This is a genomic window from Ensifer sp. PDNC004, assembly GCF_016919405.1.
Classification (GTDB): domain Bacteria; phylum Pseudomonadota; class Alphaproteobacteria; order Rhizobiales; family Rhizobiaceae; genus Ensifer.
In genome coordinates this window covers 3,529,354-3,547,072 of the sequence record NZ_CP070353.1, presented here as the reverse complement: position 1 = coordinate 3,547,072, position 17,719 = coordinate 3,529,354, and the positions used below count along the sequence as shown (strand labels likewise).

The following is a 17,719-nucleotide window of genomic DNA, read 5'->3' as shown; positions in this document are numbered from 1 at the left end:
GGATGATCGCGACGCGCCTGAGGCCGACGCCGGCGATCGCTGCGCATTTGAACGCCATAGTCCGAAAACACCATGACGCGGACGCCGGTTTCCTTCATCCCGACAATCTGCGCGCATCGCAGATCGTGTCTTACGTCGAAACGCTGGCACGCCTGGGCCTCGACTGCGACGTTTCCTGGAGAAACCTCACCGAGGGCGCCTATCCGATCGACGCCACGCAAGCGCATCTCGATCGTCTGACGGAAGAGGCGTTGCCGCCTGCGGAAATCGCCGACTGGTCGGATCCGGAACCGCGACATAACGCCGTCATCCTGCTCCTTGCCTGGAACAGCGACTGAGCGCCGCTGCCCGCAGCGCTGCGCCCGGCGTATCTCCCAAAACCAAGACAGCAAAAAGCCCGGGCCAATGACCCGGGCTTTTTGAAATACCGAAGAGGCGTTCGATTAGAGGCCGAGGCCTTCGAAGCGCTTCTTGAACTTGGAGACGCGGCCGCCGCGGTCCATGAGCTGCTGGTTGCCGCCCGTCCAAGCCGGGTGCGACTTGGGGTCGATTTCCAGGTTCATGGTGGCGCCTTCAGAACCCCAGGTCGAGCGGGTTTCGTATTCGGTGCCGTCAGTCATGACTACCTTGATGACGTGGTAATCGGGATGGATGTCTGCCTTCATAACGATCTTCCTAGAGTTCCAGGGTCCAATTGTCGCAAGGCATTGCGACTTCGAGACCGAACACGTAAATGAAGCCGCGTACCGGCTGAACGGCCACGGCTTCCCAATTCGATGCCGTGCCTATACATCAAGGTCTGCGGGATAACAAGTGCCGCACGGAAGACTCATGGGCAATCCCTTTCCTCCGTGTTTGGCGAAAGGGGTCAAGTGTCGTCAAGAGAAAACCAGGCGCCAACGCGCAAATCCATTCGCCCGCTCGCCACGCTGCTTCCCTATCTCGCGCGCTATCGTCACCTGGTCGTCGGCGCCAGCATTTCGCTGATCCTTGCTGCCGTAACCACGCTGGCGCTGCCGCTCGCCGTGAGGCGGATGGTCGACAACGGCTTCTCCAGTCCCGATAGCGGCTTCATCAATACCTATTTCGCGATGCTGATGATGCTCGCCATCGTGCTCGCGCTGGCGAGTGCGGCGCGCTACTACTTCGTCATCACGCTCGGCGAACGCATCGTCGCAGACCTGAGGCGCAGCGTTTTCGATCGCGTCACCCGCCTTTCCGCCTCCTTCTTCGACGTCAACCAGTCCGGCGAGATCGTCTCGCGACTGACCGCCGATACGACGCAGGTGAAATCCGCAGTCGGCGCCACCGCATCGGTCGCCCTGCGCAACCTGATCCTGTGTCTCGGCGCCATCGGCATGATGGTCTATACCAGCCCCAAGCTTTCGAGCCTCGTGCTGATCGCGATCCCGATCATCGTCTTCCCGCTCGTCGGCTTCGGCCGTTCCGTGCGCCGCCGCTCGCGCCAGGCGCAGGACACGCTCGCTGCCGCCTCGGCCTATGCCGGCGAGGCGATTGCCGCATCGCGCACCGTGCAGGCCTTCAATGGCGAAGCACTTGCCAACAGCCACTTCGGAGCCGCCGTCGAGGATGCCTATGGCGCGGCGCGCGCGGCGATCAAGGCGCGCTCGGTGCTCACCGCTTTTGCCATCACCATGGTGTTCGGCAGCGTTGTCGCGGTCCTGTGGTTCGGCGCGCACGACGTGCTCTCCGGCAATCTTTCCGCCGGTACGCTCAGCCAGTTCCTGCTTTACTCGGTCTTTGCCGCGGGCAGCCTCGGCTCGCTGTCGGAAGTCTGGGGCGAGCTTTCGCAGGCAGCCGGTGCTGCCGAACGGCTGAACGAGCTTCTGACCGAAATCCCCGAGATCCAGGCGCCGGAACATCCGGTCGCCATGCCGGTCCCGGCAACCGGCGCCATCACCTTCGACGACGTTCATTTCGCCTACCCGTCGCGGCCCAACTACAAGAGCCTCAACGGCCTCAGCTTCAACATCGCGCCCGGCGAGACCGTTGCGATCGTCGGGCCGTCCGGCGCCGGCAAGAGCACGGTCTTCTCCATGCTGCTTCGCTTCTACGATCCCGCCAAGGGCGCGGTGAGCGTCGACGGCGTCGATATCCGCACTGTCGACCCCAAGGATCTGCGCGAACGCATTGCGATCGTGCCACAGGATGTGACGATCTTCGCCTCGTCCGTGCATGACAACATCGCCTTCGGCATGCCGAATGCCAGCCGCGAGGCGGTGCGCGCCGCCGCTGTCGCCGCGCAGGCGGACGAGTTCATCGGCAGGCTCGACAAGGGCTACGACACCTATGTCGGCGAACGGGGCGTCACGCTTTCCGGCGGCCAGCGCCAGCGCATCGCCATTGCCCGCGCCATCCTCAAGAACGCGCCGGTGCTGCTTCTCGACGAAGCAACCTCTGCCCTTGACGCCGAGAGCGAGACGCTGGTCCAGAAGGCGCTGGACAGCCTGCTGCACGAGCGCTCTACCATCATCATCGCCCACCGCCTGGCGACAGTGCTGAAGGCCGATCGCATCCTGGTGCTGGATCATGGCCGCATCGTCGAGGAAGGAACCCACGCCTCCCTCATCCGCCAGGGCGGGCTCTACGCCAAGCTGGCGCGGCTGCAGTTCAACCATGGTGCAGAGGCCCTGTTCGTCAACGCGCAGAGCTGAGCTGGCCGCACGGCGCGAAAAGCGTCCTCCGATTTGCCGTAAAGCGGTTGCCGACGGAAGGTCGAGCCCTATTGTTATGGGGCCCGGCCGAGGAGGCCGGTATCGTTTTCTGCAGAATTGATCGGGAGGACTACCGCATGGCATTTTCGCACCTGACCCGGCGTGCCACTCTGGCGCTGGGCCTGATGGCGCTGACGGCGCTGCCCCTTGGCTCGACGGCACTGGCTGAGGGCTTTCCCGACCGGCCGATAACGCTCGTCGTTCCCTTTGCCGCGGGCGGCTCCACCGACGTGGTTGCCCGCATCGTCGCGCAGAAAATGTCGGAGGATCTCGGCGAGCAGGTGATCGTCCAGAACGTCGCCGGCGCCGGTGGCAATCTCGGCGCAGACAATGTCGCCCGGGCCGATCCGGACGGTTATACGATCCTGATGGGCACGGTCGCCACCCATGCGCTCAATCCGCTGATCCTGAAGACCAAGCCCTATGATCCCGAGAAGGACTTCGCGCCGATCTCGCTGCTCGTGGTCGTGCCCAACGTGCTCGTCGTAAACCCGGAACTGCCGGCCAAAAACGTCGCGGAACTGCTGGCGCTCCTGAAGGCAAAGCCCGACGAGTATAGCTACGCCTCTTCCGGCAACGGCACGCCGCTGCACCTCTCCGGCGAACTTTTCAAGAAGATGGCCGGCGTCAGCATGCAGCACATTCCCTACAAGGGCGCAGGCCCGGCGCTGAACGACGTCATCGGCAACCAGGTGCCGATCATGTTCGACAACCTCCCCTCCTCCTCCAGCCACATCAAGGCGGGAACGCTGAGGGCGCTTGCGGTGACCACGGCAGAACGGGCACCGTCCTTCCCGGATGTGCCGACGGTCGCCGAGGCCGGCATTCCGGGCTACGAGACCTACACCTGGAACGCGCTCTTTGCCCCCGCCAACACGCCTGAGCCGGTCGTCGCCCGCCTCAACGAGACGGCCAACAAGGCGCTGAAGGATCCCGCCGTCGTCGAACGCATGAAGGAATTCAGCGCCACGATCGTTGGCTCGACCCCGGAAGAGCTGCAAGCCCATGTGAAGGCGGAACTGGCGAAGTGGACGCCGGTCGTGCGCGACGCCAACGTTCAGATGGATTGACTATCAGAACGATCGGAGCCGTCATCCGTTGCCACCACCTTCTCCCCGCAAGCGGGGAGAAGTGACGTGTGGCGCGCTCCGTGCGTTTGCGTCAAACACACACGGTGTCCCTCGGATTGAACCCGGATACACCACCCCACACTCGAACGTCGCCTCTTCGCGCTTGGCAGGGAGAGGCTAGTGTGAGGGCACTACGGGTACGTGGGACAGAGCCATCACGCCCCGGCAGCACCCCGTCCCGCAGCCCGGCCGGAAAAGATGCAGCCGCCGAGAAACGTGCCTTCGAGCGCGTTGTAGCCATGCATCCCGCCTCCGCCGAAGCCGGCGACTTCGCCGGCAGCGTAGAGACCGGGCACCGGCTCGCCCGATTGCTCCAACACCTGGCCTGACAGGTTGGTTTGGAGCCCACCGAGCGTCTTGCGGGTCAGAATATGCAGGCGGACGGCAATCAGCGGTCCGGCCTTGGGATCGAGCAGCCTGTGCGGCTTGGCGGTGCGCAGCAGCCGATCACCGCGATAGGCGCGTGCGCCGCGGATCGCGGTGATCTGCGTGTCCTTGGAGAAAGCGTTGGTGATTTCCCGGTCGCGCGCCTCGATCTGCTGCCGCAGATGCTCCAGCGACAGCCGGTTCTCGCCGGTCAGCGCATTCATCGCCGGCACCAGGTCGTCGAGCCGATCGCGCACGATGAAGTCTTCGCCCCTATCCATGAACGCCTGGACGGGCCCCGGCGGGTTCTTGCCGAGCCGCTTTAACAGAAGGGCGATGCTCTTGCCGGTGAGATCGGGATTCTGCTCCGAACCGGACAGCGCAAATTCCTTCTTGATGATCGCCCGCGTCAGCACGAACCAGCTGTAGTCATGGCCGCTGTCGCGGATCGCCTTCAACGTGCCGAGCGTATCGAAGCCGGGCATGGCCGGCGCCGGAAAACGGTTGCCGTCGGCGTCGCACCAGAAGGACGAAGGGCCCGGCAGGATGCGGATGCCATGGTCCGGCCAGATCGGATCGAAGTTCTTCAACCCTTCGGTATAGTGCCACATGCGATCCGCATTGATGACCGCGCCGCGCGCCTGGCTGGCGATCTCCAGCATGCGCCCGTCGACATGATGGGGTACGCCCGCGACCATCGTCGCCGGCGGCTGGCCGAGCCGCTTGCGCGGCCAGTTGCGGCGGACCAGATCATGGTTTCCGCCGATACCGCCTGACGTGACGACGACCGCGTCTGCCGAAATCTCGAAATCGCCGACGATGTCGCGCGAGCTGCGTTCGCCGCGCCCGACCGGCTCGTCCTTGAGCAGCGCACCGCGCGCACCCGTCACGCGGCCGTCGGTGGTCACGAGCTCATCGACCCGGTGACGGAAACGGAAGCGCACGAGACCGCGGCTTTCCGCCTCCCGCGTCAGCCGGATGAACGGTTCGAGCACCGCCGGGCCGGTACCCCAGGTGACGTGAAAGCGCGGCACCGAATTGCCGTGCCCGTGGGCAAGGCCACCGCCGCGCTCCGCCCAGCCGACCACAGGAAACCAGCGCATACCGAGCGAGTGCAGCCAGGAGCGTTTCTCGCCCGCGGCAAAATCGAGATAGGCTTCCGCCCAGAGCCGCGGCCAGTGATCCTCAGGACGGTCGAACTGCGACGAGCCCGCCCAGTCCTGCCGGGCAAGCTCGCGGGTGTCGCGGATACCCATGCGGCGCTGTTCGGGGCTATCGACGAAAAACAGGCCGCCCAGCGACCAGAAGGCCTGTCCGCCGAGGTTCTGCTCCCCCTCCTGGTCGAGCACGATGACCCTGCGCCCAAGTGCTGCCGCCTCCGCTGCGGCGACAAGCCCGGCAAGCCCCGCGCCGATAACCAGTACATCGCAATCCATGAAATGCTCTCCCCCTCGCATCCCATCCGGCACCCCACGCCCTGACACGCGAAGGTTTCCGCAGCCATCGAAATGGCTGCAAAAACTGTTACGCGTACGTCAAGGTCAATTCAAGGGCCGGACTGGCGTCACCGGCGACGGGACGCTCACGGGGCCGAAAGCTTACTTCTCGGTCAGCTTGAGCTCGATGCGGCGGTTCTGCGCCCGCGCTTCCGGGCTTTCGCCCGGCGCGATTGGCTGGTACTCGCCAAAGCCTGCAGCAACCAACCGGTCCGCCGGTACGCCCTTCGAGATCAGGAACTTGACCACCGAGGTCGCGCGCGCCGACGAGAGCTCCCAGTTGTCGGCAAAACGCCCGGCGCCGGAAAGCTGCACATTGTCGGTGTGGCCGTCAACGCGCAGAACCCAGTTGATTTCGGCGGGGATTTCCTTGGCGAGATCGAGCAGTGCGGTGGCGAGCTTGGCCATTTCCGCCTGCCCCGCCGGATTGAGGTCGTTGCCACCGGACGGGAACAGCACCTCCGACTGGAAGACGAAGCGGTCGCCGACGATGCGGATGTTTTCGCGGTCGGAGAGAATTTCCCGAAGGCGTCCGAAGAAGTCCGAGCGGTAGCGATTGAGTTCCTGCACCCGCTGGGCCAGCGCCACGTTGAGGCGTCGGCCGAGATCGGCGATCTTGGTCTGCGACTGCTGGTCCTTGGCTTCCGATGCCTGAAGCGCCACCTCGATGGCGGCAATCTGGCTGCGGAGCGCCGCGATCTGCTGGTTCAGGAGTTCGATCTGGCTCATCGCCCGCGCGCTGACTTCGCGCTCGGTCTCAAGCTCAGAGCCGAGACGGCCGATCTTCTGGTTGGCGGCGTCCGAGCTGCCAGCACCCTGGTCGAGCAGGGCCTGCAGCCGCGAGCGTTCGCCCTCGGAGGTGGCGAGCGACGCCTGCAGATTGGCAAGGGAATCCTCGAGATCCTGCTTGCCGCTCTTTTCCAGCGCCAGAAGCTGGGTCAGCTCGTTGATCTGGCTGTTCAGCCGCGTGAGTACCTCGTCCTTGCCACTGATCTCACGGCTGAGCAGAAACTGTGCGAGGACGAAGACGGTCAGCAGGAACATGATCGACAGCAGCAGCGTCGACAGCGCGTCGACGAAGCCCGGCCAATAATCGATCGTGCGCTGAGAGCGACCTTTTCGGGCGAGCGCCATGGATCATTCCCCTCCGGTCTCTTCCACGCGCGCCTTGGCCGGCACGGCCGGCTTGTCATGTGCTGACGAGCGGTCGGAGATGCCGACGCGCGAAGCCAGCTTGTCGAGCGTCTTGCGCATCGCCTTGGCTTCGTCCTGCTGGGCTTCGATCCAGTCCCGCAGCATCTGCTGCTCGCCGCGCATGTTCTTGACCAGCCCCTGAATGCCTTCGGCGAGGCTTGCCATGGCGGCGGTCGTGCGCTGGTTCGCGCCGCCCTCATGGTTGAGGCGCACGAGCTGGTCGGTGAGCCTCTTCAGCTCCTCGACCGGCGCGCCGGCGGGCAGGTCGAGCGCCGGCGAAAGCTCCGAGCCAACATCGGTCACGGAGGAGAGCCAGTTTTCAAGCTCGGTGTAGAAACGGTTCTGGGCCCGCCCGGCCTGCAGATCGAGAAAGCCGAGGATCAGCGAACCGGAAAGGCCGAAAAGCGACGTCGAAAACGCCGTACCCATGCCGGTCAGCGGTGCCGACAAGCCAGTCTTCAGCGCTGAGAGAATGTCTTCCGTCGTGCCCGATCCGGCGTCCAGGGACTGGATGACCGTATTGATCGAGCCGATCGTTCCAAGCAGGCCCCAGAAGGTGCCGAGCAGGCCGAGAAACACCAGAAGCCCGGTCAGGTAACGCGAAATGTCGCGCGATTCGTCGAGGCGGGTGGCGATGGAATCGAGGATCGACCGCAGCGCCGTGGTCGAGATTGCCGTCTGGCGACCGCCGATCAGGGCCCGCATCGGCGCGAGCAGCACAGGATCGCGCCCGACCTTGTCGGCGCTGCCGGCGGCACGAAACGAATTGAACCAGCGCACTTCGGGACGCAAGCCCAGCACGTGGTTGAAGACGAGCAGGATGCCGATCAGCAGGACGCCGAGGATCAGGCCGTTGAGGCCCGGATTGGCGAGAAAGGCATTCTGCGCCTGGCGGAAGAGGATCGCACCCACGAAGCCGACGATGATCAGAAAGACCACCATCGTCCAGAAATAGTGCATGGGGCTCGAGAGCTTGTGCGGGTTGTAGCCGTGTTCCATGCCTTCCCGACCGTTCCATCCGGACAGATGCAGTTTCGTCATGGGTATGAGTATCTCCGCTTCACTTGACGGAACGGCGCCGCGCCGGCCCGGAGCCTATCGCATAATTCCTGAAACCGAAATCGATTCAAGGGCCAATTTGTGCATGCAGCCGCGATCACGTCGCGGCCTGCAGGTCGCCAGTTAGGCACGGGCCTGTGGCGGTGTCGTGTTGCTCCGCCGAGCTTCGCACCAAAAACAAAGCCCCCGATGCGGGCTGCGCGTCGGAGGCTTTGAAACGAAAGGGATGGCGACTTACTTCGTCGGCACCGGGCGGTGAACGACTTCCGTCAGCGCCTTGACGATGTATTCGTTACCGCAGATGACCGAGCCGTCATCGACCGGGCGGGCGCCGCCGTTGATATCGTGCGTCCACCCACCGGCTTCGCGAATGAGAAGCACGCCAGCGGCAATGTCCCAGGCGGCAAGGTCACGCTCCCAGTAGCCGTCGAAACGGCCGGCAGCGACATAGGCAAGATCGAGTGCAGCCGAGCCCATGCGGCGGATGCCGGCGACTTCGCCCATCACGTGGCGCAGCTCGATCAGGTACTTGCCGTGGTTGCCACGGCCAAGATGCGGCGTGCCGGTGGCGATCACGGCATCGGAAAGATGCTTGCGCGCAGCGACGCGCAGACGGCGGTCATTGAGGAAGGCGCCACCGCCGCGCTCGGCCGTGTAGAGTTCATCGGTCGCCGGGTTGAAGACGACGGCGCCGACGATTTCGCCCTGGCGCTCCAGTGCGATCGAAACGGCGAAATGCGGGATGCCGTGCAGGAAGTTGGTGGTGCCGTCGAGCGGATCGACGATCCAGCGATGGGCGCCGTCGGTGCCGATGATCTCTTCGCCTTCCTCGCCGAGGAAGCCGTAGGTCGGACGAGCCTTCAGGAGTTCTTCGCGGATGAGCTTTTCGGCCTTGCGGTCGGCCTGCGAAACATAGTCGCCGGGTCCCTTGAGCGAGACCTGCAGGTTCTGGACTTCGCCGAAATCGCGGGACAACGACTTGCCCGCCTTGAAGGCGGCCTGAACCATGACATTGAGAAGTGCTGAACGGGCCATCTGGCGATCCCTTGAAAACGAAGGCCGATCGAACGCGTTCGATCGGACGTTGAACCTGCTTGACGAAACATAGGCGCATTGCCGGCCCCAAGGGCAAGCTGCAAACCGTGTTCCGTCGTCAAAAAACCGAGTGAAGTCTCACTCCGCTCGCGCATTGCTGCCACTTTCGTGGCGCCACGAGCAAAACCGCGGCTTCAGAAACACAAAAGCCCCGCGAGTTCAAGCGAAATAGCATGTTTGCCGGCCGGCGGCGACGGGATTCCGCCGCGCTCAGCTCCGGCGATACTTGTTGGCTGCACTCAGCGCCTGCTTCTGCTGCTCTTCGTTCAGGCCGAGGTAGAAGTCCTCGAGCGCATCGTCCTTGAGGCCGGCGCGGCGCGACAGCACATACCATTTGGCCGCCTCGACCGGGTTGGGCCTTGTGCCGATGGCATTGACATAGAGATGCGAGAGCCGGTTCTGCGCCACCACGTTGCCGCCCTCGGCCGCCCGGCGCATCCAGCCGAAGCCGTCCTCCAGGTTCCGATCACCGGCAATGCCTTCGATCATCCAGATGGCGATGTCCAGCTGGGCTGTGTCGAAGCCCGCCCGCGCCGCACGGATCAGCCATTCGCGGGCACGCGCCCGCTTGCTTTCCTCGATGCCGTCGACATTGACCAGGATCTGCGACAACGCATATTGCGCGTCCGCAATGCCCTGCTCGGCCGACTTCTCGTAATAGGGCATAGCCAGCTTCAATCCCTTCGGTCCGGGATTGTCGGCAACGAGCGTTTGCCCATAGTTGAACTGCGCCGAGCCGTTGCCGAGATCGGCCGCCTTCTTCATCAGCTCTTCGGACTTCTTCCGGTCACGCTTGGCGTAGCGCCCCTCCATCAGGATCAGGGCATATTTGAACATCGCCGCCGGATCGCCTTTTTCCGCCGCCTGGCCATACCAGAAGGCAGCCTGCTGCGGGTTGCGCACGACGCCCAGCCCCTGCTGCAGGATTTCGGCGATCAGCGTCTGTGCCGCCGGATCGCCGAGCTGCGCCCGCGGCAGCGCCAGATCCATCGCGGTCAGGTAGTAGCCGCGCTGGAACGCGCCATAGGCCTCGTCGACCTTGCCGACGAAGGGTTTTTCGGCCGGGAGCGCCGGCAATTCCGCACCCATGCGATCGAAAACGCCCACGCCTCCAGACGGCGCCGTGCCGTCTCCCGGCTTCTTTCCCGGGGCCGCGTTCGACTTGTCGCCGGTCTCTGCCCCTTCGGGCATCGCCGCGCCGTTGAAGGGTGTGATGCGGCCGCGTTTTTCGACGCCGGCATCACCGCCGTCACTCGGCTGCTCCTGCGCATGTGCCGGCAGCGCCAGCGCAACGGCCAGGGCGACAAGGGAAAAACCCCTACTCAATCTGGAAGACGGACGGTTCAACATCGAAACGTCTTAATCTTCAAACCGTGGCGCTTTTTCGTCAAGCAACGCGTTGACCGCGGCAACGACGGAAGGCGCCTGTCCCGGCTCACCGAAGACGGCCAGACGAAGCGCCACGAACTCGGCGCCGGTCTCCGCCACGGCAAGCGCCGATTGCGGATCGGTGCCGCCCATGACGATGCAGGGGATCTCGATCATCGACGCCCACCATTCGGCAAGCGCCAGGTTCTTAGAATGCGCCTCCGGCTTGATGTCGCCATCGGTCTTGCCGAAGAACACGTAATCCGGGCGCACTTCTCCGATCTCCAGCGCATGGTGGCGGTCGGCCGCGTTGCCGCCGCCGACGATCAGCTTCGGCGTATGCTTCTCAACCGCCTCGCCGAGCACCTCGGCATTGCCGGCGACATGCAGGCCATCCGCCTTGGCGCGACCGGCAACGCGCGAGTCGCCCGCGATCAGCGCTGCGGCGCCCGCCTCCTGGATGACCGGCACCAGGCGCTCGGCATGCTTCTGGAACTCGGCATCGTCGAGCCCATATTGCGGCACGATCACCGAGGCGACGTCGCCACCCTTGAGCGCGTCGGCGAGCACCTTGGCACGTTCCACCGCATCGGGCATGTCGGGCGCGATCAGCACCAGGCGGCAGCGTTCTGTTGTCATGCTCAGATATCCATTTCCGGCTGTGCCGCGTAAGCCGCGAAACCAGCGCTCGATTTCATTTCCGAAAACCGATAGACGGAGACTGCAAAAGGATCAACAGCCACCCATGCTTCCGGATCTCGACTTCTACCTTATCGCCATCCCGGCCGTTCTGCTTGTCGGCCTCAGCAAAGGCGGCATGGGAGAAGCGCTTTCGCTCATGGGCGTGCCGATCCTGTCGATGGCGGTGTCGCCCGTCCAGGCCGCGGCCCTGCTCCTGCCGATTCTGATCGCGATGGACCTTGTATCGCTCTGGATGTGGCGCAAGCATGGCGACCGCAAGACGCTTTTCATGCTCTTGCCCGGCGCCATTGCCGGCATCCTCATCGGCTGGGCGACCTCCGCCTATGTCTCGCGTGACCTGCTCCGCCTGATCATCGGTCTGATCACCGTGCTCTTCGTGCTTCGCTACGTCTACAACATCTGGCGCATGCGCCTCGGCATCACCATCGCGCCGAAGACGCAGCGGGCCGGGCCGGCAGCGCTTTGGGGCTCGTTCGCCGGTTATGGCAGCTTTGTTGCGCATGCCGGCGGCCCGCCCTTCCAGATCTATGCGCTGCCGCTGCAACTCGATCCGCGCGAATATACCGGCACGATCGTGCGCTTCTTCGCGATCCTCAACGCCGTGAAGCTCATTCCCTATTTCGCGCTCGGGCAACTGGATCTCAGCAACCTGAAAATCTCGGCGACGCTCTTTCCGCTGGCGATCGTCGCGACCGTGTGCGGCGCCTTTATCGTTCGCCGCATGAAGCCGCAGATCTTCTATCCCTTCATGTATAGCATGGCCTTCATCGCGGGCTCGAAGCTGCTCTGGGACGGTATCGTCGGCCTCGCCGCGGCCGGCTGAGCCGCCACCCAAGTATTACGGAAATATTGCAAAGCAAAATTAGCATTTCGCGCCGCACAAAATTCTTGCTGCTTTGCAAAAATTCGCCTAACGTCCGCCCATGACGATCGCGGACCCTTTCGATGCCATTGCGGACCCGAACCGGCGCCACCTGCTGGAGGAGTTGCGGCGCGCGCCGAAAACCGTGAACGAACTGGCAGAAGGCTTGCCGATCAGCCGCCCGGCCGTATCGCAACACCTGAAGGCCTTGCTGGACTGCAATCTGGTCTCGGTATCGGCGAGCGGCACCCGGCGGATCTATGCGATCAACCGGCCGGGTTTCGACCGTCTCAATCTCTGGCTCGACCAGTTCTGGTCCTGAGCGCGGCGGGCGCCGGCAGCGCAAGCGGCACGCCCTGAAAAGAAACAGACCGGGCGTCAAGCCCGGTCCAGCATTTCGTATCTTCCATCGTGGGGATTGGTTCTAAACCTTGTTGCGCCTACTCAGAGGGGAGATGGCGCTTCCCGATAGTCCTGGGAAATACCGTTGATAATCAGTGAGTCGAGGAGCGAAGCCTTTCGATTTCGTCCTTGATGCGCAGCTTCCTCCGCTTGATGTCAGTGATCAGCTCGTCTTCCACAGATGGCTGATTCAGTGCCGTATGAAGCTCCTGTTCCAGGGCGCCATGTTTTTTCTCAAGCGTTGCAAGATGAGCCTCAACAGTCATTTGGCAGTCCCTTCCTTTTGCTTGCATCCGGCACGCAAATGCCGGATGTTCCATGGTTGTAACCTTACTACTGTGCCATGCCATTTTTCATTTGTCGAAGGCGAAATGATGACGACGGATAACTTCCCGTTACCGCCCAAGATGTGATAGAGCGGCGCATGAAATTCCGGTTCGAGGAGGGCTTCGCGACCGGGCTGATGGGGATCGCTTTGCATGCCGGACCAGGACCAGGCCGAACTCAGATTGACCGCCGCGCGGCTGAGGCAGGAACATGAAGACTACGACGCTGCCATCAACGCCATGATTTCGACCGGCTGCGACGCGCTGCGGATCCAGCGCATGAAGAAGAAGAAGCTGGCGATCAAGGACAAGATCAGCAAGATCGAAGACCAGATCATTCCCGATATCATTGCCTGAACGCGGAACAGGACAGACGTGATCGACACCACGACCCCACCCGTCGCCATCATCATGGGAAGCCAGTCGGACTGGGAGACGATGAAGAACGCCGCCGATACGCTCGACGCGCTCGACATCCCCTATGAGGCGCGCATCGTTTCGGCCCATCGCACGCCCGATCGGCTGGTCAACTTCGCCAAGGGCGCCCGCGACGAGGGTTTCAAGGTGATCATCGCCGGCGCCGGAGGTGCAGCGCACCTGCCCGGCATGTGCGCCTCGATGACGCCGCTGCCGGTCTTCGGCGTCCCGGTCCAGTCAAAGGCGCTGTCCGGCCAGGACAGCCTGCTGTCGATCGTCCAGATGCCGGCCGGCATCCCGGTCGGTACGCTGGCGATCGGCCGTGCCGGCGCCGTCAATGCAGCACTCCTTGCGGCAGCCGTCCTTGCGCTTGGCGACGAGGACCTCGCAGACCGGCTCGACGACTGGCGTGAACAGCAGACCATTGCGGTTGCCGAGTATCCGGTGGACGAGGCATGACCACCATCGGCATTATCGGCGGCGGCCAGCTTGGCCGCATGCTGGCGATGGCAGCCGCCCGACTGAACTTCCGCACCGTCATCCTCGAGCCGCAGGTCGACTGTCCGGCGGCCCAGGTCGCAAACGATCAGATCGTCGCGGCCTATGACGACGAAGCCGCGCTCGGCGAGCTTGCCGCCGTCAGCGACATCATCACCTACGAATTCGAGAACGTGCCGGTCGGGGCCGCCGAGCGGCTTGCCGCGAAACGTCCCGTCTTCCCGCCGCCGAAGGCGCTGGAAGTCGCCCAGGACCGCCTCACCGAAAAGCAGTTCATCAACGGCTGCGGCATTGCCACGGCACGCTTCCATGCCGTCGACAGCCAGGCCGACCTCGAAGCGGCGCTTGCCGATTTCGGCGGAACCGGCGTCCTGAAAACCCGTCGCCTCGGCTATGACGGCAAGGGACAGCGCGTCTTCCGCTCGACGGCAGACAGCCCGGCCGGCGCTTTTGCGGCACTCGGCGGCGTGCCGCTGATCCTCGAAAGCTTCGTGCCCTTCGAGCGTGAAATCTCGATCATCGCCGCCCGCGCGTCCAACGGCGCCGTTGCCTGTTTCGATCCGGCGGAAAACGTGCACCGCAACGGCATCCTCCATACCTCGACGGTCCCGGCGGAGATCGGCACTGCGACGGGCGAAGCGGCACGGGTTGCCGCCAAGGCGATCCTCGATGCGCTCGGCTATGTCGGCGTCATCGGTGTCGAGTTCTTCGTGCTCGCCGACGGCAGCCTGATCGTCAACGAGATGGCGCCACGCGTGCACAATTCCGGCCACTGGACGGAAGCCGCCTGCGTCGTCTCGCAGTTCGAGCAGCATATCCGTGCCGTCGCCGGACTGCCGCTCGGCAATCCGCGTCGCCATTCGGACTGCGTCATGCAAAACCTGATCGGCGACGACCTCGACGCCGTCCCCGCATGGCTTGCCGAGAATGACGTGCTGGTGCACCTCTACGGCAAGACCGAGGCCCGCACTGGGCGCAAAATGGGCCACGTCACGCGGCTCGTCCGCGGCTGAGAGCCATAGAAATGCGGGGCAAGACGCCAAAATGGGGCGTCTTGTGGTTGACACACCAGGGGTGACACGGTATTTGCCATCCCACCTTAAAGGAGCGCGCTCACGGGCGCGCTTTTGATTGTTAGAGATACCGGGCGAATTTTCATTCCCCGAAACCTGCGGATCAGGAAAATGAAGATCAAGAATTCGCTCAAGTCGCTCAAGACCCGCCACCGCGAAAACCGTCTGGTTCGTCGCAAGGGCCGCATCTACATCATCAACAAGTCCAACCCGCGCTTCAAGGCTCGTCAGGGCTGAGACCCGTCTGGGGACTTGGGAACAGCGCTCAGGCGATGTCCCAGAATTGATTTTGAAGTTATTCCGTGGCGAGCTAACATGCTCGCCATGCGAGTTTTTAGACCCTTGATTCTGGCGTGTTCCGCCTTGCTCGCCATCTCCACGGGAGCTGGCAACCTCTGCTTCGCGGCGGAAGCCTCGGCGCAAACGGAAGCAACCAGCCTCACCACCCCGAAGCAACGGCTCGACGCCCTGTTCGCCGACCTGAAAAAGGAACGCGACCCTGACAAGGCACGCGAGCTTTCCAACCAGATCCGCATGGAGTGGCAGGATTCCGGCAGCGCCACGGTCAACCTGCTGATGCAATGGGCCGACAAAGCGATCGCCGATAACAAGCAGCCGGCCGCTCTCGACATCCTCGACCAAGTTATCGCCCTTGCGCCCAACTATGTCGAAGGCTGGAACCGCCGCGCGACCTTACACTATACGATGGGCAACTACCGGAAATCGATGGCCGACATCAACCGCGTGCTGTCGATCGAGCCCCGCCACTTCGGCGCGCTTGCCGGCATGGCGGCAATCCTCGGCGCCTCCGGCAAGGATGAGCTTGCCATGCGTGCCTGGGAACAGTTCCTGGACATTTATCCCGCCGATCGCAAGGCGCAGGAACAACTGGGCGAACTTGCCGAAAAACTCGCCGGCAGCAAGACCTGACAACGCGCGATCCCGTCGATTGCCTAGCCCGTCAACGCCCCTCCCCTCCGACAGAACGTCGCTTCTGAAGATCGCGGCAGCGGCGCGCTGTTTCGTCGAGCCCATCTGGGAGGAATGGCATCGCCATGCCGGAGCCGACCGCCCAGCGATCGCCGCGCAAGGCACCTGCGGTCGAACGAGCCTCTTCCTGCAGCGCGTCTTGAACACTCAAGGCTTCGGCGCCGAATGGGTCTGCGGAACGCCGCGCAGCGGGCCGTTGGGGCCTGAAAACGGACCGTTCGGCTTCCGCTGGGGGAAGACCTGGCAAAGCCATGCCTGGGTCGAATGCGGGAATTTCATCGTCGACATCACAGCCGATCAATTCGGCGCGCCTCCGGTGCTCGTTGTCGACCGCATGGACAACCGCTACAACAAAGACAACCGGGATGCGGCGCTGCCAGAGTTTGTGCTGGCCCGCAAGCGCGCTGTGGACGACATCTGGCCGCGATGGCAAAGGATAAACCTCGGCGGCCTCAAGGGTCCGGTCACGCCTTGAAAGACGGGCGCCGGAAGACAAATAGAAACGATGTTCCCAGTCACGCTCCTGTTCCTTGCACTGATACTCGCCGGCATCGCCTACAGCCTCTGGCACGCGCGTGGCTTCGTTCGGCGCTTTCCCAATGTCGGCGAACTGATCGATATCGGCGGCTACCGCATGAACAGCGTGCACCTGCCGGCCGGCGGGCAGGCCGACCTCCTGCCCGTCGTCTTCATTCATGGCGCAAGCGGCAACCTGCTCGACCAGCTGCATGCTTTCGCAACCGCGCTTGATGGTCGCGCCGAGATGCTGTTCGTCGATCGGCCGGGCCATGGCTATTCCGAGCGCGGCGGGCCGGAAAACGACCTGCCCGGTGGCCAGGCGGATGCGATCGCAAGGCTGATGGACAAGCGCGGCGTCGGTCGCGCGGTGATCGTCGGCCACTCCGTCGGCGGCGCGATTGCGGCGAGCTTCGCGCTCAATCATCCGGACAAGACCGCCGGCCTCCTCCTGCTGGCGCCGGCCACCCACCCCTGGCCCGGCGGCATCGACTGGTACTACCGCCTGACGGCCCTGCCCTTCGTCGGCTGGCTCTTTGCCCATACGCTGGTAACGCCACTGGGACAGCGACGCATCGAGGGCGGTACGCACTCGATCTTTTCGCCCAACCCGCGGCCGGCCGACTACATCGACAAGACCGGCCCGCATCTGGTGCTGCGTCCCTCGACCTTCCTCAGCAACGCCCGCGACATCGCCAATCTGCACGGCTATCTGACTGCTACCGCGCCCCGCTACCGAGACATCGCCGCACCGACCGTGATCATCACCGGCGACAGCGACGGGATCGTTCTGGCCGATATCCACTCGCGCGGGCTGGCGCGCGATATTCCCGGCGCCGAACTGCACTGGATCGGCAATCTCGGCCACAAACCCGACTATGTGGTCACCGACGTCGTCGTTGCCGCGGTCGAGAAACTGGCCGGAAAGCCTGGCGATCTCGAAGCGGCAGTCAAACGCGCCGAAGAAAGGCTCGCCGCCGCCAAGACGCCTTGATCGCGGACCCGACGCCCCTACCGTCTGAGCAGCCCGTTCCGACCCGCGCCGTCACGCAAAGTCTCATATCCATAGACGGTAATGCCGGGATCGTGTCACCGTGTGAGGGAGCATTCGGCTCTGCTAACGGGAGGGATCGGACATGAAAAGAGTGCTTTCAGCCGCGGCCTTGACGGCAATGTGATCAGCGGCGGCGCAGGCCCCGCATTCCCTGAGGAAGCCGGTGCCGACAAGGCGATGCCGGCCCTGATGGAAGAACTGGCAAAAACGAACATCGGCTTCAGCTCTTCGATGTGCGCTTCGATGCCCTTGGACGTGTGACCGTCGGGGTAGGCAAAGCCTTCAAGATCCAGATAGCGACGCTCGGTCATTGGAGCAAGGAGGGCGTCGTGGACGAAGAATACCTCTTCTGGGACAACCAGGGCTTCATGAAACAGATCGGTCTTGCCCAATAAGGCAGAAACCCCAGGAGCGGATCATCGCGCCTGGGGTCTCG

Annotated in this window: 21 protein-coding genes; 12 read left to right on the top strand and 9 right to left on the bottom strand. The window is 63.7% G+C overall.

Annotated elements, in window-relative coordinates:
• Positions 1–2 precede the first annotated feature (2 nt).
• Positions 3–338, top strand: a complete 336-nt coding sequence (locus tag JVX98_RS25310) for a hypothetical protein (protein ID WP_192450715.1) — start codon at positions 3–5, stop codon at positions 336–338.
• 105 nt (positions 339–443) lie between these two features.
• Here JVX98_RS25310 and rpmE read toward each other — a convergent pair whose 3' ends face one another.
• Entirely contained in the window at positions 444–665 is a 222-nt protein-coding gene (rpmE, locus tag JVX98_RS25305; RefSeq protein WP_034806140.1) for a 50S ribosomal protein L31, read from the bottom strand.
• Between the two features lie 207 nt (positions 666–872).
• On the opposite strand from rpmE, the gene JVX98_RS25300 reads away from it, so the two are divergent.
• Together JVX98_RS25300 and JVX98_RS25295 are read left to right on the top strand one after the other, a co-directional pair.
• Positions 873–2,675, top strand: a complete 1,803-nt coding sequence (locus tag JVX98_RS25300; RefSeq protein WP_205237829.1) for an ABC transporter transmembrane domain-containing protein — start codon at positions 873–875, stop codon at positions 2,673–2,675.
• A gap of 137 nt (positions 2,676–2,812) precedes the next feature.
• On the top strand, positions 2,813–3,805 hold the full coding sequence (locus tag JVX98_RS25295; protein WP_205237824.1) for a tripartite tricarboxylate transporter substrate binding protein: 993 nt from the start codon (positions 2,813–2,815) through the stop codon (positions 3,803–3,805).
• 215 nt (positions 3,806–4,020) lie between these two features.
• Here JVX98_RS25295 and JVX98_RS25290 read toward each other — a convergent pair whose 3' ends face one another.
• From JVX98_RS25290 to JVX98_RS25265, 6 genes are all read right to left on the bottom strand, one after another.
• Positions 4,021–5,667: an FAD-binding dehydrogenase gene (locus JVX98_RS25290; protein WP_205237822.1), complete on the bottom strand. Its 1,647-nt coding sequence runs from the start codon at positions 5,665–5,667 to the stop codon at positions 4,021–4,023.
• A 162-nt stretch (positions 5,668–5,829) separates the two neighbouring features.
• Positions 5,830–6,861 carry a peptidoglycan -binding protein gene (locus tag JVX98_RS25285; RefSeq protein ID WP_043610615.1) on the bottom strand — a complete coding sequence of 344 codons (1,032 nt, stop codon included), beginning with the start codon at positions 6,859–6,861 and terminating at the stop codon, positions 5,830–5,832.
• Positions 6,862–6,864: 3 nt separating this feature from the next.
• Positions 6,865–7,962: a MotA/TolQ/ExbB proton channel family protein gene (locus JVX98_RS25280; protein ID WP_192450719.1), complete on the bottom strand. Its 1,098-nt coding sequence runs from the start codon at positions 7,960–7,962 to the stop codon at positions 6,865–6,867.
• A gap of 252 nt (positions 7,963–8,214) precedes the next feature.
• A complete protein-coding gene (locus JVX98_RS25275) occupies positions 8,215–9,015 on the bottom strand; it encodes an inositol monophosphatase family protein (RefSeq protein WP_034806132.1) in 801 nt (266 codons plus the stop codon).
• A 270-nt stretch (positions 9,016–9,285) separates the two neighbouring features.
• On the bottom strand, positions 9,286–10,425 hold the full coding sequence (locus JVX98_RS25270) for a tetratricopeptide repeat protein (RefSeq protein ID WP_192450720.1): 1,140 nt from the start codon (positions 10,423–10,425) through the stop codon (positions 9,286–9,288).
• A 9-nt stretch (positions 10,426–10,434) separates the two neighbouring features.
• Positions 10,435–11,082 carry a thiamine phosphate synthase gene (locus JVX98_RS25265; protein WP_192450721.1) on the bottom strand — a complete coding sequence of 216 codons (648 nt, stop codon included), beginning with the start codon at positions 11,080–11,082 and terminating at the stop codon, positions 10,435–10,437.
• A gap of 106 nt (positions 11,083–11,188) precedes the next feature.
• Between JVX98_RS25265 and JVX98_RS25260 the strand changes: the two genes are divergently transcribed.
• Both JVX98_RS25260 and JVX98_RS25255 read left to right on the top strand, forming a co-directional pair.
• Entirely contained in the window at positions 11,189–11,968 is a 780-nt protein-coding gene (locus JVX98_RS25260; RefSeq protein ID WP_205237820.1) for a sulfite exporter TauE/SafE family protein, read from the top strand.
• Between the two features lie 100 nt (positions 11,969–12,068).
• The gene (locus JVX98_RS25255) at positions 12,069–12,329 is read left to right on the top strand and encodes a helix-turn-helix transcriptional regulator (RefSeq protein WP_034806124.1); all 261 of its coding nucleotides are present in this window, start codon (positions 12,069–12,071) and stop codon (positions 12,327–12,329) included.
• Between the two features lie 172 nt (positions 12,330–12,501).
• On the opposite strand, the gene JVX98_RS25250 is transcribed toward JVX98_RS25255, so the two are convergent.
• Positions 12,502–12,675 (bottom strand): YdcH family protein, encoded by a 174-nt coding sequence (locus JVX98_RS25250; protein WP_192450885.1) that lies wholly within the window; start codon positions 12,673–12,675, stop codon positions 12,502–12,504.
• Positions 12,676–12,888: 213 nt separating this feature from the next.
• Between JVX98_RS25250 and JVX98_RS25245 the strand changes: the two genes are divergently transcribed.
• The 7 genes from JVX98_RS25245 to JVX98_RS25215 all read left to right on the top strand — a co-directional run bounded on the left by JVX98_RS25245 (position 12,889) and on the right by JVX98_RS25215 (position 17,223).
• Positions 12,889–13,092 carry a YdcH family protein gene (locus JVX98_RS25245; RefSeq protein ID WP_205237819.1) on the top strand — a complete coding sequence of 68 codons (204 nt, stop codon included), beginning with the start codon at positions 12,889–12,891 and terminating at the stop codon, positions 13,090–13,092.
• 54 nt (positions 13,093–13,146) lie between these two features.
• The gene (purE, locus tag JVX98_RS25240; protein WP_060518669.1) at positions 13,147–13,611 is read left to right on the top strand and encodes a 5-(carboxyamino)imidazole ribonucleotide mutase; all 465 of its coding nucleotides are present in this window, start codon (positions 13,147–13,149) and stop codon (positions 13,609–13,611) included.
• Positions 13,608–14,663 carry a 5-(carboxyamino)imidazole ribonucleotide synthase gene (locus JVX98_RS25235; RefSeq protein WP_192450723.1) on the top strand — a complete coding sequence of 352 codons (1,056 nt, stop codon included), beginning with the start codon at positions 13,608–13,610 and terminating at the stop codon, positions 14,661–14,663. The genes purE and JVX98_RS25235 overlap by 4 nt, the downstream gene beginning before the upstream one ends.
• Before the next feature lie 171 nt (positions 14,664–14,834).
• A complete protein-coding gene (gene ykgO, locus JVX98_RS25230) occupies positions 14,835–14,960 on the top strand; it encodes a type B 50S ribosomal protein L36 (protein WP_034806120.1) in 126 nt (41 codons plus the stop codon).
• A 78-nt stretch (positions 14,961–15,038) separates the two neighbouring features.
• The gene (locus JVX98_RS25225) at positions 15,039–15,653 is read left to right on the top strand and encodes a hypothetical protein (RefSeq protein ID WP_205239525.1); all 615 of its coding nucleotides are present in this window, start codon (positions 15,039–15,041) and stop codon (positions 15,651–15,653) included.
• 199 nt (positions 15,654–15,852) lie between these two features.
• On the top strand, positions 15,853–16,188 hold the full coding sequence (locus tag JVX98_RS25220) for a hypothetical protein (protein ID WP_205237818.1): 336 nt from the start codon (positions 15,853–15,855) through the stop codon (positions 16,186–16,188).
• Positions 16,189–16,218: 30 nt separating this feature from the next.
• Entirely contained in the window at positions 16,219–17,223 is a 1,005-nt protein-coding gene (locus JVX98_RS25215) for an alpha/beta fold hydrolase (RefSeq protein WP_205237817.1), read from the top strand.
• A gap of 95 nt (positions 17,224–17,318) precedes the next feature.
• Here JVX98_RS25215 and JVX98_RS25210 read toward each other — a convergent pair whose 3' ends face one another.
• Positions 17,319–17,675, bottom strand: coding sequence for a hypothetical protein (locus JVX98_RS25210; protein ID WP_205237816.1), 357 nt, complete (start codon positions 17,673–17,675; stop codon positions 17,319–17,321).
• Positions 17,676–17,719: the final 44 nt, after the last annotated feature.

Excerpts from the sequence above, each read along its gene's own strand:
- JVX98_RS25260 (WP_205237820.1), top strand. The coding sequence starts at position 11,189 with ATGCTTCCGGATCTCGACTTCTACCTTATCGCCATCCCGGCCGTTCTG.
- ykgO (WP_034806120.1), top strand. The coding sequence starts at position 14,835 with ATGAAGATCAAGAATTCGCTCAAGTCGCTCAAGACCCGCCACCGCGAA.
- JVX98_RS25245 (WP_205237819.1), top strand. The coding sequence starts at position 12,889 with ATGCCGGACCAGGACCAGGCCGAACTCAGATTGACCGCCGCGCGGCTG.
- JVX98_RS25275 (WP_034806132.1), bottom strand. The coding sequence starts at position 9,015 with ATGGCCCGTTCAGCACTTCTCAATGTCATGGTTCAGGCCGCCTTCAAG.
- purE (WP_060518669.1), top strand. The coding sequence starts at position 13,147 with ATGGGAAGCCAGTCGGACTGGGAGACGATGAAGAACGCCGCCGATACG.
- JVX98_RS25265 (WP_192450721.1), bottom strand. The coding sequence starts at position 11,082 with ATGACAACAGAACGCTGCCGCCTGGTGCTGATCGCGCCCGACATGCCC.
- JVX98_RS25280 (WP_192450719.1), bottom strand. The coding sequence starts at position 7,962 with ATGACGAAACTGCATCTGTCCGGATGGAACGGTCGGGAAGGCATGGAA.
- JVX98_RS25270 (WP_192450720.1), bottom strand. The coding sequence starts at position 10,425 with ATGTTGAACCGTCCGTCTTCCAGATTGAGTAGGGGTTTTTCCCTTGTC.
- JVX98_RS25285 (WP_043610615.1), bottom strand. The coding sequence starts at position 6,861 with ATGGCGCTCGCCCGAAAAGGTCGCTCTCAGCGCACGATCGATTATTGG.
- JVX98_RS25310 (WP_192450715.1), top strand. The coding sequence starts at position 3 with ATGATCGCGACGCGCCTGAGGCCGACGCCGGCGATCGCTGCGCATTTG.
- JVX98_RS25225 (WP_205239525.1), top strand. The coding sequence starts at position 15,039 with ATGCTCGCCATGCGAGTTTTTAGACCCTTGATTCTGGCGTGTTCCGCC.
- JVX98_RS25250 (WP_192450885.1), bottom strand. The coding sequence starts at position 12,675 with ATGACTGTTGAGGCTCATCTTGCAACGCTTGAGAAAAAACATGGCGCC.
- JVX98_RS25295 (WP_205237824.1), top strand. The coding sequence starts at position 2,813 with ATGGCATTTTCGCACCTGACCCGGCGTGCCACTCTGGCGCTGGGCCTG.
- JVX98_RS25215 (WP_205237817.1), top strand. The coding sequence starts at position 16,219 with ATGTTCCCAGTCACGCTCCTGTTCCTTGCACTGATACTCGCCGGCATC.
- rpmE (WP_034806140.1), bottom strand. The coding sequence starts at position 665 with ATGAAGGCAGACATCCATCCCGATTACCACGTCATCAAGGTAGTCATG.
- JVX98_RS25255 (WP_034806124.1), top strand. The coding sequence starts at position 12,069 with ATGACGATCGCGGACCCTTTCGATGCCATTGCGGACCCGAACCGGCGC.
- JVX98_RS25235 (WP_192450723.1), top strand. The coding sequence starts at position 13,608 with ATGACCACCATCGGCATTATCGGCGGCGGCCAGCTTGGCCGCATGCTG.
- JVX98_RS25290 (WP_205237822.1), bottom strand. The coding sequence starts at position 5,667 with ATGGATTGCGATGTACTGGTTATCGGCGCGGGGCTTGCCGGGCTTGTC.